Source organism: Streptomyces sp. NPDC048442 (assembly GCF_040651475.1).
Taxonomy (GTDB): Bacteria; Actinomycetota; Actinomycetes; order Streptomycetales; family Streptomycetaceae; genus Streptomyces.
Window position 1 is genome coordinate 1 of sequence record NZ_JBEZKB010000004.1, and the last position, 22,415, is coordinate 22,415.

Consider the following 22,415-nt stretch of genomic DNA (forward strand, 5'->3'; position numbering starts at 1 on the left):
GCCGCGCCCAGCTCTCTCCGGCGGTCGGCCGCTGGCAGGTCATCGTCCTGGAGGACGCCGACCGCCTCACCGAGGGCGCGGGGGTCGGGTGACCATGGGCCCCGGGTGTCCAGAAATCCCGGGCTCCGGGTGTTCGGGGATGCCGAGCGGCCCCCAAACCGTCCTCCCCCGAAAGCCCCGCTCCCCCTCACAAGGTCTTCGTAGCCCCCTCGTTCCCCGGTTCCGGTGTCCCGTCCGTGCCGTTGCCCGGACCGATGCGGATTTCGAAGTCGCCGTCGTAGTGCTTGTGGCCCTCGATGACGGCGGCCTCCACCGCCTCTACGCCCATTTCGCCACGGACGATCAGCGGGTCGCTGCGCAGGTCGCGCATCAGGGCCCAGCACATGCCGATCATGACCAGTGCGAACGGTGCCGCGACGAGGATCGTCAGGTTCTGGAGGCCCTTGAGGGCGTCCTCCTCGCCGTCGCCGATGAGGAGCATGATCGCGGCGACCGCTCCGGTGACGACGCCCCAGAAGATCACGACCAGCTTGGTCGGCTCGAAGGAGCCCTTCTGGGAGAGCGTGCCCATCACGATGGAGGCGGCGTCCGCACCGGAGACGAAGAAGATGCCGACCAGGACCATGACGAGGATGCTCGTCGCCGTCGCGATCGGGAACTCCCTGAGCAGGCCGAAGAGTTGGCCCTCGGGGGTCGACTCGTCCGCCAGGCGGCCCGCGTCCTTCATCTTCATCGCCGTACCGCCGAAGACCGCGAACCACAGCAGGCTGACCGTGCTGGGGACCAGGATGACGCCGCCGACGAACTGGCGGATCGTACGGCCGCGGCTGATGCGGGCGATGAACATGCCGACGAAGGGCGTCCAGGAGATCCACCACGCCCAGTAGAAGACCGTCCAGCTGCCCAGCCAGGTGGCGACTTCCTTGCCGCCGGTCGCCTCGGTGCGGCCGATGAGCTGCGGGAGGTCGCCGAGGTAGGCGCCGATGGAGGTGGGGAGGAGGTCCAGGACGATGACCGTCGGGCCCGCGATGAAGACGAAGACGACCAGCAGCAGCGCCAGCACCATGTTGATGTTGGAGAGCCACTGGATGCCCTTTTCGACACCCGAGACCGCGGAGGCCACGAAGGCGACCGTGAGGACGGCGATGATGGAGATCAGGAGGCCGGTGCCCGCCTTCTCCATCCAGCCGACCTCTTTCATTCCGCTGCCGATCTGGAGCGCGCCCAGGCCCAGCGAGGCCGCCGAGCCGAAGAGCGTCGCGAAGATGGCGAGGATGTCGATGAAGCGGCCGACGCCGCCGTTGGCGTGCTTCTCACCGATGAGGGGGGTGAAGACCGCGCTGATGGTCTGCCTGCGGCGGCGGCGGAAGGTGCTGTACGCGATGGCGAGGCCGACCACCGCGTAGATCGCCCACGGGTGCAGCGTCCAGTGGAAGAGGGTGGTGGCCATGGCGGTCTGCATGGCGTCCGACGATTCGGCGGGGTGCGTGCCGGGCGGCGGCGAACCGAAGTGCCCGAGCGGCTCGCTGACGCCGTAGAACATCAGGCCGATGCCCATGCCGGCGCTGAACATCATCGCGACCCAGGAGACCGTCCTGAACTCGGGCTTCTCGCCCTCCTCGCCGAGGGTGATCTTCCCGTACCTGCTCACCGCGAGCCACAGCGCGAAGACCACGAAGGCAGTAGCAGCCAGTATGAACGCCCAGCCACCGTTGTGGATCAGGCCGTTGAGCAGCTTGCCGGAGACGTCCTCCAGAGACTCGGTCGCGAGGGCACCCCACAGGACGAACGCGAGCGTGAGAACGGCGGTGACGCCGAACACGATCCGGTCGGTCTGTGGTCGGTGGGTGGTGTGCGGGCTGCCGGGCAGATCCGCCATGACTGGCGAAGCTGCCCGGTCGTCCGACGGCTGGTCGTCGTGGGACACGTGGTCACCTTTCGGGTAGGGAGGATTCCCTGCCGCTACCCGGTATCACAGGTGACGCACGTCACGGTCTGCTAACAGCGCGTGTCGGGTTGTCCGGTTGTGAGGTGGTACGCGGCCTTCGGGTCGAGGAGCAGGGGGATCAGGTCCCGCTGGGACTGCCGCAGGGGTACGTACGCACCTCCTGAGGCCGGGGTGAACGCGACGTCGTGCAGGGCGAGTTCGTCCCGTACGTCATCGAGCTGGGCCTTCGTCAGCCGGTAGCCGCAGGGCGGGTCGGCGAGGACTTCGGAGGGCTTGGCGGGGTCGTTGTCGGCGCCACCCAGATAGACGGGTCCCCGGTCGGCGAAGCCGGCCAGTCTGGCGCGGGTGGTGGCCGTCTCGACGGGGCCGCGCCGCTCCGACACGTACGCGAGCGCGCCGGAGAGGGAGGCGAGGTGGGAGGCGACCCTGCGCCGCTGGTTGAGGGCCTGGTCCTGCTTCTCGGCCTCGCTCAGCGCGTCGACGCGGCTCTCGATGAGCAGGCCGACGGAGTGCTTGATTCCGGCCGCGTTGCGCAGGATGCGCTCCTGCCCGTCGCCCGCGACCTGCTGGGTGGGTTCACCGGTGACCGGGTCCGTCCAGATGCCGTACGTGCCGGTGCTGAAGCCGGAGGCGTGGGCGGCGGGGCGTACGTAGTCCTCGGAGAGCTTCTTCGACTCGGCGTGGACGCGGGCGTCCGTGTTGAGGTTGCGCGGCCACAGGTCGAAGAGGTCCTTGTCGTAGAAGGGCGGCGTGGCTCCGTACTCGTGCAGGTCGTAGATCAGGTCGGGTTTGCGGTCGCGGACCACGGCCGCCATGGCGCGGCCCTCGGCGGTGGCCAGTGCGATGTGGTCGCGGTTGATGTCGACGCCGTCGGAGTTGCCGCGGGTGTTGGCGGCGCGGCCGTCCGGGTTGGCGGTGGGGACGACGAGGACGGTGGTCCTGCGGAGGAAGTCGCGGGTCCGGTGGTCCTTGGCGTACGCCAGGTCGCGGACCTTGCTCAGGCAGGCTTCGCGCCCGGCCGGCTCGTTGCCGTGCTGACTGCAGATCAGGAGCACGGTGGAGGCGGTGCTCCGGCGCTCGCCGATGCGTACGAGCTGGAGCGGCCGGCCCTGTCTGGTGGTGCCGACGGTGGAGGTGGAGACGCGGGAGCTGCCGCGGTCGACGGCTGCCAGGAACGTCTGTTCCTCGGGCTGGGTGGTCCAGCGGGCGCCGTCGGTGATTTCGAATCCGGTACGGGGCGGGGTCCGGCCGAAGTCCCCGGCCTGGGCGGAGTCCGCCGCCCGGCCCGAGTCCCCCGCCTGGGCGGGAGCGGCCACCAGCGGGACCGCGAGGGCGACCGCGCCGAGCAGCGTGCCCAGGACGCGGGCCCTCATCGCGGGCCTCCCGGCATCCGGGAGATGTTCTGCGGCACGGGGATCCCGTCGCGGGCTGCCGGCGAGAGCGGTGCGGCGGTGGCGTCGCCGGAGGTCGCCCTGACGAAGGCGCGGTCGCCGCCGACCACGGGCAGCTTCGCCGACGTGCCGGCGAGGTCGACACCGACGGTGGGACGGGTGTCCGGGGCCTCGACCAGTCCGGCGTCCGTACCGCCGACGATCAGGGCGAGCCGGTGGCCGGCCGGGACGACGTGGTCGGAGGCGGCCAGGTCGATGGTGATCTCGTACTTCTTGCCGGGGGTCAGCGGGCGGGCCAGGCCGTCGCCCCTGTAGTGGGCGAGGCTCGCCCAGCCGCGGCTGAAGACGGTGAAGCCGACGGTCGCCGGGTTGGCCTTCGTCTCCTTGAAGCAGGAGCTGTCGCCGGGGGTGCTGGGGCCCCAGCAGGTGCGCCCGGGGAGCGTGGTGATGCCCTCGCCCGCCGCTCCGTAGTTGCGGATGGTGGCGGGGCCGAGGTCGACGAGGACGGCGCTGAGGTTGGCGCTGGTGGTGGAGGGGGTGACGCTCAGGGTGACCTTGCCGGAGCCGGAGAGGCGCAGGTCGCGGGAGAGCGGCTTGGTGGCGAAGCCGGACTTCTCCGGGGTGCCGGTGTCGATCTTCGCGGCCCAGGCGGTCTCGTCGAGCTTCGGGTCGTCCGTGAAGGTCTCCACCGCGCCGGGCTTCGCCGGCTTCAGACCGAGGGCGCCTACGCCGGGCGAACTGCCCTTCTGCGGGCGGAGCCTGGTGGTGTCGGTGGAGCGCGGCGGCCAGACCTTGTCGGTGGACCACTGGTCGGGGGCGCGTTCGATGTCGGCCATCGGCTCGCGGTCGATGCCGTTGTCGTAGCCGAGGAGTTCGTGGTCGAACCAGCGGTGCAGGGTCTTCACCCACTCCGCCCGCCGGAAGTCGAACGGGTCGACGTGCCCGGTCTGCGACAGCCACACCTTGCGCTCGACGCCCTGCTCGGCGAGGGCGTCCCACCACTTGCCGAAGTGGTTGGTGCGGACGTTGAGGTCCTGCATGCCGTGTACGGCGAAGACGCTGGCGCGGACCTTGCGGGCGTCCGGCACGAAGTCGCGGTCCTCCCACATGTCGGTCCTGTTGCCGTTGAGCGGGGCGCCGTCGGCGAGTTCCTTCTTGACCGGCTTGCAGCGGGCCTTGGCCTCGGCGCTCTCGACGTATCCGGCGAGGTCGTCCGGGCCACCGTCGTACAGGTCGGCGCCCTGCTGGAAGTAGTAGTCGTACCAGGAGGAGATCGCGCCGATCGGCACGATGGTCTTGAGGCCCTCGACGCCGGTGGCGGCGGTGCCGTTGGCGACCGTGCCGTCCCAGCTCTTGCCGATCATGCCGGTGCTGCCGTTGGACCAGTCGGCCCGGGTGCGCTCGGCGCCGGTGCGGGTGGTGTATCCCCGGCCCCGGCCGTTCAGCCAGTCGACGACGGCCTTGGCGGAGGCGACCTCCGAGCGTCCGCCGACGTCGGCGCAGCCGTCGGAGCGGTTCGTTCCGGTGAAGTCGACGGCGACGTAGCCGTAGCCGCGCGGCACGAAGTAGTTGTCGTAGAAGAGCGGGAACTGGACCGGGTTGCCCTTGTCGTCGTACGTCTTCTTCTGGCTCTCGTTGCCGCGCCCGCAGCAGGAGTAATACGGGCTGGCGTCCATGATCACCGGGATGCGGCGGCCCGAGCCCTCGAGTTCGCGGGGGCGGACGATGTCGACGGCGACGCGGTCGGTCCTGCCGTCCTTGTCGCCGTCGACGCGGGTGTCGACCCAGACGGACTCACGGATGGCCTTGTCGTACGCGTAGACGGGCTTGCTCTCGCGGGCCCGGCCGGCCGCCGACGCGTCCGCGGCCGAGGCGGCCGGATTCGCGGCCTGGGCCGCATCCGCCGCCGCACCCGAGGGGGCCAGCAGCACGGCCGTCATCGCGGCCACGGTCATCGGGACGAGCGTTCTCCATTTCGGGCGCCTGGCCCGCGCAGCTATCGGCATGGGCGGACGGTAACCCGGTCGACTCCTGTGCAAAAGAGGGCAGGAGCGAGCCCCGTGCGCAGCGAGAAGCCAAAAGGGATACGGGGTCACATGTCGGCCGTATGGCGATCGTGTGACAGCAGCGACCATGGACATGACTGGTGGCCGAGGGGCTGAATAGAGTGCCAACAGATCGTTCCACCAGACCACTTGGAGCACTCGTGCACCGCAGAATCATCGCCCCGGGCGTGCTCGCCGCGGCCACCCTGTTGCTGGCGATCCCGGCATCGGCCGCCTCGTTCTCGCCGGGCGCCCCGGGCATCGGCGACCCCTACTACCCGGCCAGCGGCAACGGGGGCTACGACGTATCCCATTACGACCTGCGTCTGAAGTACCAGCCGAAGACTGACCTGTTGGAGGGCACGGCCACCCTCGTCGCCACCGCCACGCAGGACCTGTCGCGCTTCAACCTGGACCTGGGTCTCGCGGTCAGCGAGGTGCGGGTGAACGGCAAGAAGGCCACGTTCGCCAAGGAGGGCGAGCAGGAGCTCGTCGTCACACCGGTCACGCCGCTGCAGAAGGGCAAGGCCCTCTCGGTCGTCGTCAAGTACGCGGGCAAGCCCTCCGAGGTGAAGATCGGCGGCTACACCGCCTGGGCCCGTACCCCGGACGGCGGCGTCGCCGCGCAGGAGCCGGACTCGGCCGCCTGGTGGTTCCCGAGCAACGACCACCCGCTCGACAAGGCCACGTACGACGTGTCGGTGTCGGTGCCGGACGGCACCCAGGCCATCTCCAACGGCGTGCTGCAGTCGCAGAGTTCGAAGCTGGGCTGGACCCGCTTCGCCTGGCGCTCCAACAAGCCGCAGGCCTCCTACCTGGCCACGCTGGCCGTCGGCAAGTTCGACATCACCACCGACAAGACCGCGTCGGGGCTGCCGGTCCTCAACGCGTACAGCAAGGACCTCGGCGACAACGACGGTGCGGCGCGCGCGAGCATCGAGCGCTCAGCCGAGGTCGTCGAGTACCTGGAGGGCGTCTTCGGCCCGTACCCGTTCAACGCGATCGGCGGTTACGTCCCGAACGTGACCAGCGGTTTCGCGCTGGAGACGCAGACCCGCCCGTTCTACAGCCCCCGGCAGTTCGCAAGCGGCGCCAACGTCTCGGTCGTCGTGCACGAGCTGGCCCACCAGTGGTACGGCGACAGCGTCTCCGTGCACCACTGGAAGGACATCTGGGTCAACGAGGGCTTCGCCCGCTACAGCCAGTGGCTCTGGTCGGAGAAGGAGGGCGAGGGCACCGCGCAGGAGCTGGCCGACTACGCCTACGCCTCGCACCCGACCGAGGACCCGTTCTGGCAGGTCAAGCCGGGTGACCCGGGTGCGGACAAGCAGTTCGACGGCGCGGTGTACGACCGGGGCGCGATGGCCATCCAGGCGCTGCGCAACGAGGTCGGCGACGACGCGTTCTTCCAGATCCTCAAGGGCTGGCCGACGCAGTACGCGTACGGCAACGCGAAGGTCTCCGACTTCGTGAAGTACGCGGAGAAGATCTCCAAGAAGCCCCTCGCGGAGCTCTTCGACACCTGGCTGTACCAGCCGGTGAAGCCGGCTGCCCCTGCCGCGGCCGGGCCGAAGACCGCGAGGTCGTACTCCGGCGCCGGTACGCACGCGAAGCCCGTGCAGCCGAAGTCGTGGAAGAAGATCGCGGTGACGAACTCGGTCCACGACCACTGAGCGTCCACGACCGCTGATCGCCCACGGCCACTTGATCGTGCAGGGCCGCTGATCGTCCACGACCGTTGGTCAAGGACCGGCCGAGTACTGATCAACACGACGCCGCCCGTCGACCTCTGCTCCACAGGTCGGCGGGCGGCGGACGTCTTCCGTGCGGAAGTTGTGCTGCTTGTGGGTGGGAGGACAGATGTGTGGTGCGCATTGTCTACCGGGAAGTAACCCGTGCTGATTTGATGTGCGGCACCGGTGTACCGCACCTCTCGCCCCACCCTTCTCACGGGAGAACTCTGTGCCGATACCCTCACGCCGACGCGCCCTCACCGGCGCCGTCGTCACCGCCGTCGCCGCGGCGGCCACGCTGGCCGTCACCGCCCCGGGTGCCGTCGCGGCCCCGACGGCCCCGACGGCCTCCGCCGACGTGCCGAAGCTCCAGATCCTCTCGTACAACGCCTTCATCTTCAGCAAGTCCCTCTACCCCAACTGGGGTCAGGACTTCCGGGCGAAGGCGATCCCGGCGGCGTCCTTCTTCCAGGGGCACGACGTCGTCGTCCTCCAGGAGGCCTTCGACAACGGGGCCTCGGACGCCCTGGGCCGCAACGCCGCCGCCCAGTACCCGCACCAGACGCCCGTCGTCGGCCGCGGCAAGAGCGGCTGGGACGCGACCGGCGGTTCGTACTCGGCGACGACCCCGGAGGACGGCGGGGTCGCGGTCTACAGCAAGTGGCCGATCGTCCGCAAGGAGCAGTTCGTCTTCAAGGAGGCGTGCGGCGCGGACTGGTACTCCAACAAGGGCTTCGCGTACGTCGTCCTGAACGTCAACGGCGCGTTGGTGCATGTCGTGGGCACCCACCTCCAGTCGACCGACCCCGGCTGTAAGGCGGGCGAGGCGGCGGCCAAGCGGAGTGCGCAGCTGAAGCAGATCGACGCGTTCCTCGACGCGAAGAAGATCCCCGCCGCCGAGCAGGTACTGCTGGCGGGCGACCTGAACGTCGACTCGCACAGCCCCGAGTACACGTCGATGCTCGCCGACGGGGGCCTCGACGGCGCGGACGCCCGCACCGGGCACGAGTACTCCTTCGACACCGCCGACAACTCGATCGCCGCCGAGCGCTACCCGACCGACCCGCGCGAGGACCTCGACTACGTCCTCCCCCGCACGGGCCACGCCCGCCCGGCGGGCTGGACGAACGACGTCGTCAAGGAGCAGAGCGCGCCCTGGACGGTCTCCAGCTGGGGCAAGTCCTACACGTACACGAATCTGAGCGACCACTACCCGCTGGTGGCTTCTGCCAGGTGACATGACGTGACGTCAGATCTGCCCGGACTCGCAGTGTCGCGCCAAGTCCCGGCCGAGGAAGGGGGCTTGGCGCGGCACTCACTCCGCCCTCCCGAAGCGATGACGTGGCCTGTGCTTCTGCGTCGACGGCCCTTCGGGCGGCGGCAGGTGAGGGCCGATCCGGCCGGTTCCGGTAAGTTCAGCCGTACGAAACGGGTCTCGGTGTCCACCGGGCAGGGCCAGCGGCCTCGACGGCTCGAAGCCGATCACCGAGGACGCGTAGCGCTACTGTGCGCTCGCGACGTACTCCGGCCGGATCGCGGGTTACGACGTGAGCACTCTGGAGGACTGACATGACTGGGACGAACGACACCACATCCAGAAAGACGAGCGACGGCGCTGTGTCCCGGCGCGCCCTGCTCGCGGCCGGGTCGGTCGCGGCGCTCCTTCCCGCGGTGTCCCTGGCCGGGGCCGCCCCCGCGCAGGCCGCGTCTGCCGCGGGCGCCTTCGGCCCTTCGGTCCTGGCGGATGCGGCCGATGCCTTCGACCCGTTGCTCGCGCGGGCGCAGCAGCTGCTGACCGGAGGCACGTTCGACCCGGCGGACCCGGATTTCCGTACCGCGCTCACGGCGCTCGACACCTCGGCGGCGGCCCTCTGGCAGCAGTTGGACCGGTCGGCCGGGCGCACCGTGCTCTGGCCGGACCTCTCCCCCGTCACCGCCCCCGGCAGCTTCGGCCAGAGCTATACCCGGCTGCGTACTCTCGCCACCGCCTGGGCCACGCCGGGCGCCGCGCTCGGCGGGTCGGCGGAGGTCGCGTCCGCGCTGGTGGCGGCGCTGCGCTTCCTCCATGACACCGCCTACAACGCGGCGAAGAGCGAGACCGGGAACTGGTGGTTCTGGGAGATCGGCGCACCCCGGGCGCTCCTGGACTGCTGTGTGCTGCTGCGCGGGGAGGTCCCCGCCGCCGACCTCACCACATATCTCGCGGCGGTCGACCGCTTCTGCCCGAACGCGGACCGCCGCACCAACTCCCCCGCCCTCGCCGAGACCGGTGCCAACCGTGCCGACAAGGCGGTGATCGTGGCGCTGCGCGGGCTGCTCGGCCGGGACGCCGCCAAGGTCGCCCTCGCAAGGGACGGCCTCTCCGACGTGCGGGACGGCGGGCGCAACAGCCTGTTCCGGTACACCGCTTCGGGCGACGGCTTCTACCCGGACGGCTCGTTCGTCCAGCACGATTCGGTGGCCTACACCGGAACGTACGGAAACGTGCTGCTCGGGGGCGCGGCACACATGATCGCTCTGCTGTCAGGGTCCAGCTGGGCGGTCGGCGATCCGCAGGTGTCGGTGATCTACGAGGCGGTCGAGCGGTCCTTCGCCCCGGTGCTGTTCGACGGGCTGATGATGGACTCTGTACGCGGCCGGGCGATTTCTCGCGAACGGTCGGTGGACCACGTCGACGGCGCGGCGACCATGTCGAGCATCGTCCTTCTCGCCACCGGAGCCCCCGCCCCGTACGCCGCACGCTGGCGGGCACTGGCCAAGGGGTGGATGGAGCGCAACCGCACCACCCCGTACACCAAACTGGCCTCCCTTCCTCAACTCGTGTGCGCGAAGACGCTGTTGGCGGACGATTCGATTCCTGCTGCCGACCGCACCACCGGGCACTTCGTCTTCGCCGACATGGACCGGGTGGTGCACCGCCGCCCCGGCTGGGCGTTCGCACTCTCCCTGTCCTCGCGGCGCATCGCGGCGTACGAGGCGGGCAACGGCGAGAACCTGCACGGCTGGTACACCGGCGACGGGATGACGTACCTCTACAGCGGGGACGACCTCGGGCAGTTCGGCGACGGCTTCTGGCCGACCGTCGATCCGTACCGCCTGCCGGGCACCACGGTCGACACCCGCCGGCGCGCGGACCTCGGCACCGGGGGCGGCACGGGCACCTACCGCCCGGCGAACGCCGTCGCGGGCGGGGCCGTCCTGGACGCCCAGTACGGCGCGTCCGCCATGGAACTCACCGCCCAGGGCAGCACCCTGCGCGCCAGGAAGTCCTGGTTCTTCCTCGACAACGCGGTCGTCGCGCTCGGCTCCGGCATCACCGCGAGCGACGGGCGCACGGTCGAGACGATCGTCGAGAACCGCAGTCTGCACGCGAACGGCACGGCCCGTCTGCTGGTGGACGGCGTCCGCCGGCCCTCCGCGCTCGACCGGCCCGCCGACCTGCACCGCGCCGCGGGCTGGGCGCACATCGAGGGCGTGGGCGGTTACGTCTTCCCCGGCAGGGCAGCGCTGCACACCTTGCGCGAGGAGCGCACCGGAGCCTGGCGCGACCTCAACACCGGTGCGGACACCGGGGGTTCCACCGCCCCTGTCACCCGCCGCTACCTCACTCTCTGGCTCGACCACGGCACTTCCCCCTCGGCTTCCTCCTACGCGTACGTCCTCCTGCCGGGTGCTTCCCCGGCGACCACCGCTGCCTGGCAGCTGTCCCGGCCGGTGCACATCGCCGCCAACGACGCGAACGCCCAGGCCGTGGAGGCACGGCGCCTCGGGCTGACCGCCGTCACCTTCTGGCAGCCGGGCACCGCGGCCGGGATCACCTCGTCGGGCCCCGCGTCCGTCCTCGTCCGGCGCCGGAACGGCTCCGTCTCGGTGGCGGTCGCCGACCCCGGCCGCACCCAGACCACCCTGACGCTGCAACTCCCGTTCGCCGTACGGTCAGTGGTCTCCGCCGACGACACGGTGCAGGTCACCCCGGGCCGCCGCCCGGTGCTCACCGTCACGGTCGGCGGCTCCCGGGGACACACCCACCGGGCCGAGCTCCGCTGAGCCGACGCCACTGAACCCACCACCGCCTCGGCCGGCACCACCGACCCCACCACCACCGAGGCCCCGGCTGGGCCATGGCCCGTCACTCCACCGGCCTGACCAGCGCGATCGTCGCACTGCACGGCTGGGACGAGAGCAAAGACGCCGACCCGGCAACGCGTGCGGCCGGCCTTCCTCGACGGCACGGTGGTGGATGCCTGACCGGGACCCGCTCAGGCCGCCCCCGTCCCCCTTCGCAGCGCCGCCCGCGCCGGGAGCACGCTCGCTGCGAGGGCCAGCAGCAGGCAGCCGCCGACCGCCGCGAGCACCGGCGTCCACGGGATCACCAGGTCGACCGGGATGCCGAGGACCCCGCTCAGTCCTGCCCTGATGCCGAGCAGCGACGGAAGTGCGACCAGGCCCCCGAGCAGGGTGCCGAGGGCGACGACGAAGGTGGTCTCGCCGGCCACGGTCCACAGCACCTGGCGGGGCGTGGCCCCGGAGAGCCGCAGCACCCGGAAGTCGGCGAGCCGGTCGGCCGTGGCCATCAGGAGGGTGTTGGCGACGGCGATGCCCGTGTATCCAGCCGACATGACGACCAGGAGCAGGGTGAACACCCAGACCAGGCGGTCCTCCTCGGCCTCGGCGCTGCCCGCGTGGGCAGCGAGGGAGATCTCCTGACTGCCCGTCACTTCCCCCCGTTTCGGACCCGTCCGGTAGACGACCTCGGTCAGCGCGGAGGGGTCGTGCGCACGGACCGCGCTCCGGCTCAACAGGGCCTGGTACGGGGTGGACCGGTCGCTCAGGACCGCCACGACGCGCAAGGTCTCGCTGCGGCCGTCCTCGAAGGTGACGCCGACTCCCGGGGCCGTGCCCCACGCCCTCCGTACCGACTCTCCGACCGCGATCGTGCCCGGCGCTCGGAGCGCGTCGAGCGACCCGGAGAGCACGGTGAGCCGGGTCTGCACGGAGGCGAATTCCGCCGGCTCGACGCCTGCTGCGGCGATCGGCGTACGGGTGGTGTGGAGTGTGGTCGGGAGAATCGAGACGCCCTCGACGCGGGCGGCCGCCGCATCGGTGAGTCCCGGGGTGCGGTCGGGGACGACGGCCGCCTCGGCCCGTACGGACACGGCTTCTTCGGTCCGGTAGGAGTGCGCGGACGTCTGCGTGTTGCCGGTGATCAGGACGACGAAGCCGATGGTGGCGAGTACGGGTGCGACGGTCGAGGCGGTACGGCGGACCGCCGTCAGCATGCCCTCGCGGACGAGCAGCGCGACGGCCCCGCCGCGCCCGGTCAGTGGCCGGGTGACCAGCCGGACCAGGGGCGGTACGACGGCCGGGGTCAGCAGGGCCAGGCCGGTGATCAGCCCGACCGCGGTGAGCAGGGCGAAGGTCACCATGTCCGTGGGGTCGCCGGCGGCGGTCGCGACGGCCGCCGCACCTCCTGCGGCGGTGCAGGCGAGGCCTGCCCACAGCCGGGCCCGGGACAGCGGCAGGTCGTCGACCGCCGCTTCGCGCAGCGCCTCCAGCGGGGCGGTACGGGCCGCCCGCCGGGCCGCCGACCGCACCCCGGCGAGCGCGACGCCGACTCCCACCGCGAACGAGGCCGCCGTCACCCAGAGTTGGATGCGTACCGTGAACCCCTCGGGCTGGAAGCCCGCATCGACCAGGACGTCACCGAGCAGCGGTGCGAGCACCGTCCCGAGCAGCACCCCGGCGGCGGCCCCGACCGCTCCGACGGCCAGCCCCTCCCCGTACAGCATCCGGCGCAGTTGCTTCGGGGTGGCGCCGACCGTCCTCAACAGGCCGAACTCGCGGCGGCGTTGGGAGACGGAGAAGGCGAAGGTCGAGGCGACGACGAAGACGGTGACGAAGCCGGAGAGCGCGGCCATGGCGGTCAGTACCTGGGAGCCGATCCAGCGGGTCTTCTCGTCCTGCACGGGCGCGAGGGCCTCTCGGGCGTCGCCGGTGAGGACGGTGCCCGCCCGGCCGACGGCTTTCGTCGCGGCGGCTGCAACGGCGGCGGTGTCCGCGTGCGGGCCGGTGAGCAGACCGAGTACGCGGACGCCTCCGGAGAGGGCGGCGGCGCGGGCGTCGGTGACGTAGTAGCCGGGCCCTTCGACGGTGCCGGAGACGGTGAAGGGCTCCGGCCCTCTGGCGGTGAGCAGGGTGATGCGCTCACCCGCCCGTATCCCCAACTCCCCCGACACAGCTACCTCTTGAGGAGTTCGGGGCGGCCTCCCCTCCTTGATCGCGTACGGTGCGAGGGCCGCGCTCGACCAGCCGCGCCCCCGCCGTTCCCCCTTGCGCTGCTCCCCCACCGGCCGGTCGCCGCCCCATACCGCCTGGGCGGCGAAGGTACGTTCCGGCACGACCTGCCGCACCCCGGGCAGGGCGGCCAGTGTGCGGGTGAGCTGCTGGGTGCGCTGCGGCGACCACGGGGCACGGTCCACGAACGTACCCTCTCCACCGGCCCCCTTGGGCGCTTGTACGAGGACGGGGCTCGCGGCGTATTTCGCGGGCACGCCGCTCCCGCCGGACAGCAGGATCAGCGCGCTCGCGGAGAGGATCGCGACGCCCAGGCAGAGGGCGAGGAAGGAACCCGCGAGGGCGGTGCGGCGTTCGCGTACCGCGGCGAGGACGAAGGTCAGGGCGTTCACGCCTGCTCCTCCAGTACCGCCATGCGCGAGGCGATGGCCTCGGCGCCCGAGCGTGCGGTGATCTCGTCGGCGATCCGGCCGTCGGCGAGGAGGACGACACGGTCGGCCCAGGAGGCGGCGGTCGGGTCGTGGGTCACCATGATCACGGTCTGTCCGTGCCGGTCCACGAGGCCGCGCAGCAGGGCGAGTACGGCCCGCGAGGTCTTGGTGTCGAGTGCGCCGGTGGGTTCGTCGGCGAGGAGTACGGCGGGCCGGGAGATGAGGGCGCGGGCGAGGGCGACGCGCTGCTGCTGGCCGCCCGACAGCTGGCTGGGGCGGTGTCCTGCCCGGTCGGCGAGGCCGACCTCGGCGAGGGCTGCGGCCAGTGCGGCCGGGTCGGGGCGCTGCCCGGCGAGGAGCAGCGGGAGGGCGACGTTCTGGGCGGCGGTGAGCGCGGAGACCAGGTTGAAGGCCTGGAAGACGAAGCCGACGCGGTCGCGGCGCAGCAGGGTGAGGGCGGTTTCGTCGAGTCCTTCGAGTGCGGTGCCGCCGACGGTGACGGAGCCCTCGGTGGGGCGGTCGAGCCCGGCGGCGCACTGGAGGAGGGTGGACTTCCCGGATCCGGAGGGGCCCATCACGGCGGTCATGGTGCCCGCTTCGAAGGCGAGCGTGACCGAGTCGAGTGCGGTCACGGCGCGGTCGCCTGTGCCGTACCGCTTGGTGACGGAGGTCAGTTGCACGGGGTGGTGGCCGAGCGCGGTGCGCGCTGCTTCTGGTGTGGTGGTGGGCATGGGTTCGAGTCAACCCACTTGTGGGGCACGGCACATGGGCCGCCGGGCTAGTCCTGATACTCCACCCAGCACTACTGCCACCGCCCGTCCGCTGCCGCTATCGTCGGCCGGATGATCACCCGAACCGTGCTGGAGGCGCTGACCCGGCGCCCCCTGGGTTTCCTCCGTTCGTCCTGGCCCTGGCGCTCGCTCGCGCACCTCCTGTCCGGTGGGCTCCTGGGGGTGGGGACCTGGCTGGCCGTGGCCGGGCTGCTGGCCGCGCAGGGCCGGATCGGGCTCGGTGCCGCGGTGGTGTGCGCGGTCCTGGTGACGGGCTTCGCGGTGGCACTGTCCGGGCCGCTGGAGAGGTGGCGGCTGCGGCTGGTCGACGTGTCGGCCGTGCCGGTGCGGCCCGGACTGCGCACCCCGGCCGGACTGCGCTCTCTCGGGTACGGGGCGGTGTCCGTACTCGCCGTGGGATGGGCCGATCTCGCCCTGGCCACCGTCGCGTTGGGGATCCCCGGAGTGCTGCTGCTCGCCCCGTTCCAGCCCGACGCCCTGTGGTGGGCTTCGGTCTGCGGTCCGGTCGCAGGGGTGCTGCTGCTGCCGGTGGCCGCGTACCCGATCGCGGCGTGGGCCGGGGCGCGCGGCGCGCTCTCCCGTGCCGTACTGGCGGCCCCGGACGTCGAGTTGACGGAGGTAAGGCGTTCCAGGGCCCGCCTCGTCGACGCGTACGAGGCCGAACGGCGGCGCATCGAACGGGACTTGCACGACGGGGCGCAGCAGCGCATGGTCGCCCTGACGATGAAGCTCGGGCTTGCCCGGCTCGACCTCCCGGCGGGTTCGCAGGCGGCGCGGGAGGTCGCCGAGGCGCACACGATGGCGAAGGAGGCCCTGGCCGAGCTGCGCGAGCTGATCCGTGGCGTCCACCCGCAGGTCCTGACCGAGCGGGGGCTGCCGGCGGCGGTACGGGACGTGGCCGGGCGGTCGGCCGTCCCGGTGGACGTGGACCTCGAACTCCCGGACCGTATCGCCGAGTCGGTGGAGGTCGCGGCGTACTTCGCGGTCTGCGAGGCGCTCACCAACACCGCCCGGCACAGCGGCGCCACTCGGTGCCGGGTCAGCGGAGGCGTCACCTCCCGGACCCTCCTGATCGAGGTGTACGACGACGGGCGGGGCGGCGCGGACCCGGCGGCGGGCTCGGGGCTGACGGGCCTCGCGGACCGGGTCGCGGCGGTCGACGGCAGAATGCTGCTGTCCAGCCCGGCCGGCGGGCCGACCCTGCTCAGAGTGGAGATACCTGTGGGGACAGCGAGGGGACCTGTGAACGGCACACCGGAGGAGTTGCCGTGCGGCGGCTGAGGATCGTGATCGCCGAGGATGCCGTGCTGTTGCGGGAGGGCCTGGTGAGCCTGCTGGAGCGGTTCGGGCACAGCGTTCCGGCCGCCGTGGGGGACGGCCGGGCGCTGGTCGCCGCGGCCCAGGAGCACAGGCCCGATCTGGTGGTCGCCGATGTGCGGATGCCACCGGACTTCCGCGACGAGGGACTGCGCGCGGTGCGTGAACTGCAGTCTGCGCAACCGGAGTTGGCGGCCGTGGTGCTCAGCCAGTACGTCGAGCAGACCTTCGCCGAGGAGCTGCTGGAGTCCCGGCACGGAGCGGGCACCGGCTATCTGCTCAAGGACCGGGTCGGCGACGTCGAGGAGTTCATGGGGTCGCTGGTGCGGGTCGCGGACGGCGGCATGGTGGTCGACCCCGAGGTGGTGCGGCAGCTGCTCGCCCGGCGGCGGGACCCGCTGCTGCGGATCACGCCTCGCGAGCGGGAGGTACTGGGGCTGATGGCGGAGGGCCGGTCCAACGCGGCGATCGCCCGAGCGCTGGTGGTGACGGAGGCGGCGATCGCCAAGCACATCGCCGGCATCCTCCAGAAGCTCGACCTGCCGCCGGCGCCGGACGACCATCGGAGGGTGCTGGCGGTACTGGCGTACCTCCGGGGCTGAAGTCCTCCTGCGGGGCCGAGCATCTGCGTGTTCGACATCCGTCCGCGGGCGGATGTCACATCCGGGAGGGCCCGCTGCGTCCCTTCCGTGAGAGCACGCCACTTGTTGCGAAGGAGCTGGTCATGACCGGAAACGTTGCTGTCATCGGTGGGGGCATCGCCGGGCTGACCGCCGCGATCACCGCGGCGGAGGCCGGGGTGGGTGTGGACCTGTACGAGGGGCACGGCTCCCTGGGCGGGCGGGGCCGGGCGACCCCCGCCCCGTACACGGCACACGAGGGCCCGCACGTCTTCTACGCCGACCTGGACCACTGGAAGTGGCTCACCGACCGCGACCTGGTCGGCAAGCTGGGGCGTCCTTCGCTGCGGGACCTGAGGTTCGGATTCGTACGGGACGGGCGGCTGAGGTCGGCGCCGCCGGCCGGGCTGGTGCGGATGATGATGCCTGGGCGGCCCCGTACGGCGCCGGTGGACATGACGTTCCACGCGTGGGCGTCGGAGCGGTACGGCGAGGCGGCGGCAGTAGCGGCGGCACGGGCGGTCGGGGTCGTGACGTACGACGCGGACACCGGGCGGCTGTCGGCGGCGTTCGTGTGGGGACTGTTCCGCCGGGTGTTCGCCACGACGGTGCCGACGGTGCGGTGGGTGGTGGGCGGCTGGCAGGCGGTGCTCGGCCGGATGGAGGCGCGGGCGCGGGAGCTGGGCGTGCGCATCCACCTGGAGAGCCGGGTGACGGAGCTGCCGGAGGACCGGCCGGTGGTCGTGGCGACCGAACTGGCCGCTGCTGGGCGGTTGTTGGGGGACGACTCGCTGGAGTGGCAGAGCGGGCACGTGGTGATGCTGGACGTGGCCGTACGGTCGGACCGGAGGGACCGGTTCATCGCCTTCGACCTGGACGGGGGCGGCTTCCACGAGTCGTACTCGATGCAGGACCCGACCGTCGCACCGGCCGGCGAGTCGCTGTTCCAGCTGGACATGCCGGTGCGGGCGGGCGAGAGCCTGGCGGATGCGCGGGAACGGCTGGAGTCGCTGGCGGACCTGACGGTGCCGGGGTGGCGGGACCGGACGACGTGGAGCCGGACAGCGACGGCGAAAGGCCGTACGGGAGCCCTGGACCTGCCGGGCCAGACCTGGCGCGACCGGCCGGCGGTCGACCGGGGCGACGCGGTCTTCCTGGCCGGGGACATGGTGGCGGCACCGGGAATGCGGGGCGAGATCTCGATCTTCAGCGGAATCGAAGCGGCCAGGGGCGCGGTGGCGGCGGCCAAGCCTGGCTCGACACCGGGAAGCTCGGGGAAGGGACGTACGGCGTGACGGGTGGGGCGGGGCGGGGCGTACGGGGCCGGAGGCGGGCGTGTGCGCGCAGACGGACGAGAGCGAACGCGCACGCGGCGACGGACGCGAACACGGACAGGTGGCGAACGCGCGCGGGCGGGAGCGAGGGCGGCCTCGCAAGTGCGGACGGCCGGGAGCGGACGCGCGCTCGGGCGGGAGCAGAGGCGGATGCGCAGGCACAGATGGCCGGGGGCGGATGCGCAGGCCCAGACGGCCGCGAGCGGAGACGGACGGAGGGCGCAGACAGCCTAGGGACGGACGCGCACACGCAGACGGACGGAGGGCGGACGCGCACATCCACACGCACACAGACGGGGCGAACACGTGCACGGCCAGAGGTGGAGGCGAACACGGCCGGGGTGGAAGCGGACGTACACGCGGACAGGAGCAAAGGCGGACGTGCACCGCGGACAGCCGAGGGCGGACATACAGGCGCAGACGGACGAGGGCAGACGTGCCCACGCAGACGACGGCGGACGAGCACGGGGCCGGAGGCGGAAGAGCCGACGCGGGGCGGGCCCCGCGCACAGCGGGGAGCGGACACACGCACGGCCAGGGCGGGTCCCGCACGGCGGACACGCACACAACCTGGGCGGGCCCCGTGCACAGCGGGGAGCGGACGCGCGCACAGCGGGGGGGGCGGACACGCACCCAACCAGGGGGCGGGCCCCGTAGGCATCATCCGGGGCGCAGCGCCTACCGCTCCCGTGCGAAGGAGCGCCGGTAGGAGCGCGGCGGTACTCCCCTGCGGCGGACGAACTGTTCGCGGAGGACTGCCGCGCTGCCGTAGCCGACCCGATGCGCTATCTCCTCGACGGGCAGGTCGGTCGTTTCCAGCAGTTCCTCGGCTGCGGTCATCCTCAGATTGACCAGCCACGCGTGCGGCGTGGTGCCGGTCGCCGCGGCGAACCGGCGGGCGAAGGAGCGTCGGCTCATCAGGGCGCGCCGGGCCAGCTCCGCCACGGAGAGCGGTTCCCGGATGTTCTGACGGGCCCAGGCGAGCACATCGCCGAGCCGCTCGTCCTGGCAGTCCTCGGGCACGGGGGCCGCCAAGTACTGTGACTGGCCGCCCTCGCGGTGGGAGGGCAGGACCAGGTCGCGGGCCACGGCGTTGGCGGTCGCCGCTCCGTGCTCGCGGCGGATGAGATGCAGGCACAGGTCGAACCCGGCGGCGGCGCCCGCGCCCGTGACGACCGGCCCCTCGTCGACGTACAGGGCGTCGGCCTCCACCGCGACGTCGGGGTGTCGGCCCGCGAGGAGGGCGGCGAACCGCCAGTGGGTGGTGGCCCGGCGGCCGTCGAGCAGGCCGGCCGCGGCGAGCGCGAAGGTTCCCACGCAGTGGGCGGCGACGAGCGCGCCCCTCGCACGGGCCGCCACGAACGCGTCGAGGACGGCACGCGGCGGCGGGATACGGAAGTCAGCCCAGGGCAGCGCGAGTACGAGATCGGCGGTGGCGAGCCGCTCCAGGCCGTCCGCGACGGTGAGCGGCACACCGATGTCGGTACGGAGCTGTCCCGGCCGGTCCGTACACAGCGCGAAGTCGAAGTACGGCAGCCCGGGACGCGGGTCGAACACCTCGGCGACGACGCCGACGGCAAGCATGCCGACACCGGGCGGGGCATACGCCGCGATACGTGTGAACGGCGCTCGGGGCGCGAGCTGTTCGGCGGCGGGAGCCAACGAGGCGCCGGACTCGGCCTGTTGAGATGACATGCGGGCGAGTCTGGCACGATTCCCGCGATCGGTGGCAGGAAGGCCACTCGTGGCTGCCCCGCCCGGACGGAATGCTTGCGGACATGACGACAGCGACTGAAGCAACGAAGGAAGCAACGAAGGAAGCAACGACGGAAGCAACGACGGAAGCAACGACAGCGGCAACGGCAGAAGCGCCGCTCGCCCGCACCGCCTCCTACACCGTCCTGCACACCGGCTACACCCTCTCGACCGGTCCCGGCGTCGCCGCGACCGTCTCCTACGTCACCGACGGCGACCGGCACGTGATCTTCGACCCGGGCATGGTGCCGGACCGCGACAGCATTCTGGGCCCGCTGGCCGAACTCGGGCTCGGCCCGGACGACATCACGGACGTGGTCCTCAGCCACCACCACCCGGACAACATCATCAACGTGGGGCTGTTCGGCCGGGCCCGGGTGCACGACCACAAGGCGGTGTACGAGGGCGACCAGTGGGAGGACCGGGACGCGGAAGGCCACGAGCTCACGCCCTCCCTGCGGCTGATCCACACTCCGGGGCACAGCGCGCAGGACGTGACGCTGCTGGCGGGGACGGCGTCGGGGGTGGTGGCGTTCGCGGGCGACCTGTGGTGGCGGCCGAACGGGCCGGTCGTCGACCCGGTCGCCCCCGACCAGGCGCTCCTGCGGGAATCACGGCTGCGGGTACTGGCGCTGGCGGACGTCATCGTGCCGGGGCACGGAGCTCCGTTCCCGGCGGACGAGAACGCGCCTCTCTGACGCGCGCCGCTGAGTGCATCTCTGACGCGTCGCTGAGCGCCTCGCTGACGCGTCGCTGAGCCCATCTCTGACGCGCCGCTGAGGTGGAGAGCGGGGTGGCCGGTCGCACAGGGCCTCGCACCACCCCGCCCCTCATCCGTACAGTTCCTCGATCTCCTGCCCGTACTTCTCCCGGATCACCCGACGCCTCAGCTTCAGGGAGGGCGTCAACTCGCCGGTGTCCGGCCCCCATTCACCGCTCAGCAGCCGGTACCGCTTCACCTGCTCCGTCCGGTTCAGCCGCGCGTTCGCCGCTTCGACGGCCCGCGCGATCTCCTCCCGTACCGCAGGATGGTCCACCGTCACCGGCCCCTCGATACCCCGCGCCGCCGCCCAGGAAGGGAGCACTTCGCCGTCCATGACCAGCAGCGCCACCACGTACGACCGTCCGTCGCCGTGCGCCAGGGCCTGTCCGATCAGGGGGTGTTCCTTGAGGGTGTTCTCGACGAGGGCCGGAGAGACGTTCTTGCCGGCCGAGGTGACGATCATTTCCTTCTTGCGGTCGGTCAGCCAGAGGAATCCGTCCTCGTCGAGGCGGCCGATGTCGCCGGTCGCGAACCAGCCGTCCGCGTCCAGCGCGCCCTCGATCGTCCCGTCCGCCCGCAGATAGCCGCGGAAGACGGTCTCGCCGCGAACCAGGATCTCGCCGTCCTCCGCGACCTTCAGTTCCAGGCCGTCCAGCGGGCGGCCCACCGAACCCAGCCGGAATCCCCCGGTCGGACCGTTGGCCGTACAGACGCCGACCGTCTCCGTCAGCCCCCACGCGTCCATGATCACGATGCCGAACCCCGCCCAGAACCGGGTCACTTCGAGGGGCATCGGCGCCGACGCACTCGCCGTCCACACCAGCCGGTCGAAGCCCGCGAGTCCGAGCAGCGGGTCCAGCACCTTCGTCTTCGCCGCCCGGTACGCACCCTCCAGTTCCGGTGACGGCAACTCGCCCCGCTCCCTGCACGCGACGTGCGCCCTGGCCGTGTCCGCCGCCTGCTCGACCGCCGCCCGTTGCTCCTCGGGGAGTCCGGACAGCGCGGCCCCTACCGTCGCTGCCAGCTTCTCCCACACCCTCGGCACCCCGAAGAACTGGGCGGGGTGCAACTCCCGCGCGGTGGCAGCCACTTGGGCGGGATCGGCGCAGAGATGGACGTGCGAAGCGCGGAAGACGGGGAGGTAGATGCCGAGCATGCGTTCCGCGATGTGCGCGAAGGGGAGGTAGCAGATGTGCTCGACGTGGCCGGGGAGGTCGACCACCCGGTCGAGGGAGAGCGCGTTGCTCACCACCATGCGGTGGGTGATCGGGACGCCCTTGGGGTCGCCGGTGGTGCCGGAGGTGTAGACGACGGTGACGATGTCGTCGGCGCGCGTCTGCTGCCAGCCCTTTTCGAAGGTGTCGGCTCGGTGGAGCCGCCCTCCGGTGGCGTGCAGCGAACCGTACGTACGATGTGGGCCCGCCTCGGCCGCCTCCACGACGACCAGTTTCTCCAGCGGGACCTCCGGATCCTCCAACAACGTTTCCCAGAGTGGGAGTTGACCCGCGCCTTCGACGATCGCGAACCTGGCCCCGCTGTGTCGCGCGAGGTGCGCGACCTGCTCGGACGCGGCTGTGCCGTACACCGTGACCGGGATCGCGCCGAGGTGCATGAGGGCGAGGTCGCTCAGCCAGTGCTCGGGGCGGTTGCCCATCATCATGAGCACCTGCTCACCGCGCCGCACTCCCAGCGCCGCGTACCCGGCGGCCAGGACGGCGGCCTTCCGGCGGACCTCGCGCCAGGTGAGAGTGGTCCAGCCGCTGCCGTCCACCGTGCGCGAGGAGGCCGTGCGCCAGGAGGCCGTGCGCCAGGAGAGGGCGGGGAGGTCCCCGTGGTCCTCGGCATTGCGTAACAGCAGTGCAGGCAGGGTGAGTTCGGCCGGATCGGCGGGAAGCCGCAGGATCGTGGTCATGACGGAGACTTTCACAACAGTGGTGAGACAGCAATACTGTTGCACTGAATCCCAGCGGAGGATCAGCGGCACAGGATCAGC

At 71.7% G+C, this 22,415-nt stretch carries 14 protein-coding genes; 7 read left to right on the forward strand and 7 right to left on the reverse strand.

The genetic code is table 11. From position 1 onward, the window contains the following. Positions 1-187 precede the first annotated feature (187 nt). The 3 genes from AB0D18_RS07835 to AB0D18_RS07845 form a co-directional block, all read right to left on the reverse strand. Positions 188-1,927 (reverse strand): BCCT family transporter, encoded by a 1,740-nt coding sequence (locus tag AB0D18_RS07835; RefSeq protein WP_362414102.1) that lies wholly within the window; start codon positions 1,925-1,927, stop codon positions 188-190. A 71-nt stretch (positions 1,928-1,998) separates the two neighbouring features. After that, positions 1,999-3,321, reverse strand: coding sequence for a M14 family metallocarboxypeptidase (locus AB0D18_RS07840; RefSeq protein WP_362414104.1), 1,323 nt, complete (start codon positions 3,319-3,321; stop codon positions 1,999-2,001). Beyond that, entirely contained in the window at positions 3,318-5,345 is a 2,028-nt protein-coding gene (locus AB0D18_RS07845) for a Xaa-Pro dipeptidyl-peptidase (protein WP_362414106.1), read from the reverse strand. Before AB0D18_RS07845 ends, AB0D18_RS07840 begins: the two co-directional genes overlap by 4 nt. Before the next feature lie 200 nt (positions 5,346-5,545). On the opposite strand from AB0D18_RS07845, the gene AB0D18_RS07850 reads away from it, so the two are divergent. From AB0D18_RS07850 to AB0D18_RS07860, 3 genes are all read left to right on the forward strand, one after another. Next, positions 5,546-7,057 carry a M1 family metallopeptidase gene (locus AB0D18_RS07850; protein WP_362414108.1) on the forward strand — a complete coding sequence of 504 codons (1,512 nt, stop codon included), beginning with the start codon at positions 5,546-5,548 and terminating at the stop codon, positions 7,055-7,057. Between the two features lie 289 nt (positions 7,058-7,346). Further along, complete coding sequence (sph, locus tag AB0D18_RS07855; protein WP_362414110.1) at positions 7,347-8,354, forward strand: sphingomyelin phosphodiesterase; 1,008 nt, start codon at positions 7,347-7,349, stop codon at positions 8,352-8,354. Between the two features lie 332 nt (positions 8,355-8,686). Continuing rightward, on the forward strand, positions 8,687-11,164 hold the full coding sequence (locus AB0D18_RS07860; RefSeq protein WP_362414112.1) for a polysaccharide lyase 8 family protein: 2,478 nt from the start codon (positions 8,687-8,689) through the stop codon (positions 11,162-11,164). A gap of 212 nt (positions 11,165-11,376) precedes the next feature. Here AB0D18_RS07860 and AB0D18_RS07865 read toward each other — a convergent pair whose 3' ends face one another. Both AB0D18_RS07865 and AB0D18_RS07870 read right to left on the reverse strand, forming a co-directional pair. After that, entirely contained in the window at positions 11,377-13,803 is a 2,427-nt protein-coding gene (locus AB0D18_RS07865; protein ID WP_362414114.1) for an ABC transporter permease, read from the reverse strand. Next, positions 13,800-14,573 (reverse strand): ABC transporter ATP-binding protein, encoded by a 774-nt coding sequence (locus tag AB0D18_RS07870; protein WP_362414116.1) that lies wholly within the window; start codon positions 14,571-14,573, stop codon positions 13,800-13,802. The genes AB0D18_RS07865 and AB0D18_RS07870 overlap by 4 nt, the downstream gene beginning before the upstream one ends. Before the next feature lie 111 nt (positions 14,574-14,684). Between AB0D18_RS07870 and AB0D18_RS07875 the strand changes: the two genes are divergently transcribed. The 3 genes from AB0D18_RS07875 (at position 14,685) to AB0D18_RS07885 (ending at position 17,865) form a co-directional block, all read left to right on the forward strand. Then, the gene (locus tag AB0D18_RS07875; protein WP_362414118.1) at positions 14,685-15,914 is read left to right on the forward strand and encodes a histidine kinase; all 1,230 of its coding nucleotides are present in this window, start codon (positions 14,685-14,687) and stop codon (positions 15,912-15,914) included. Further along, entirely contained in the window at positions 15,902-16,552 is a 651-nt protein-coding gene (locus tag AB0D18_RS07880) for a response regulator transcription factor (RefSeq protein WP_362414120.1), read from the forward strand. The genes AB0D18_RS07875 and AB0D18_RS07880 overlap by 13 nt, the downstream gene beginning before the upstream one ends. 122 nt (positions 16,553-16,674) lie before the next feature. Then, positions 16,675-17,865 (forward strand): NAD(P)-binding protein, encoded by a 1,191-nt coding sequence (locus tag AB0D18_RS07885; RefSeq protein WP_362414122.1) that lies wholly within the window; start codon positions 16,675-16,677, stop codon positions 17,863-17,865. A gap of 717 nt (positions 17,866-18,582) precedes the next feature. Here AB0D18_RS07885 and AB0D18_RS07890 read toward each other — a convergent pair. Then, a complete protein-coding gene (locus AB0D18_RS07890; RefSeq protein ID WP_362414683.1) occupies positions 18,583-19,488 on the reverse strand; it encodes a helix-turn-helix domain-containing protein in 906 nt (301 codons plus the stop codon). Positions 19,489-19,682: 194 nt separating this feature from the next. On the opposite strand from AB0D18_RS07890, the gene AB0D18_RS07895 reads away from it, so the two are divergent. Beyond that, a complete protein-coding gene (locus AB0D18_RS07895) occupies positions 19,683-20,357 on the forward strand; it encodes an MBL fold metallo-hydrolase (protein WP_362414124.1) in 675 nt (224 codons plus the stop codon). Positions 20,358-20,489: 132 nt separating this feature from the next. Here the strand turns inward: AB0D18_RS07895 and AB0D18_RS07900 are convergent, their stop codons facing one another. Next, positions 20,490-22,334, reverse strand: a complete 1,845-nt coding sequence (locus tag AB0D18_RS07900; protein ID WP_362414126.1) for an AMP-dependent synthetase/ligase — start codon at positions 22,332-22,334, stop codon at positions 20,490-20,492. Positions 22,335-22,415 lie beyond the last annotated feature (81 nt).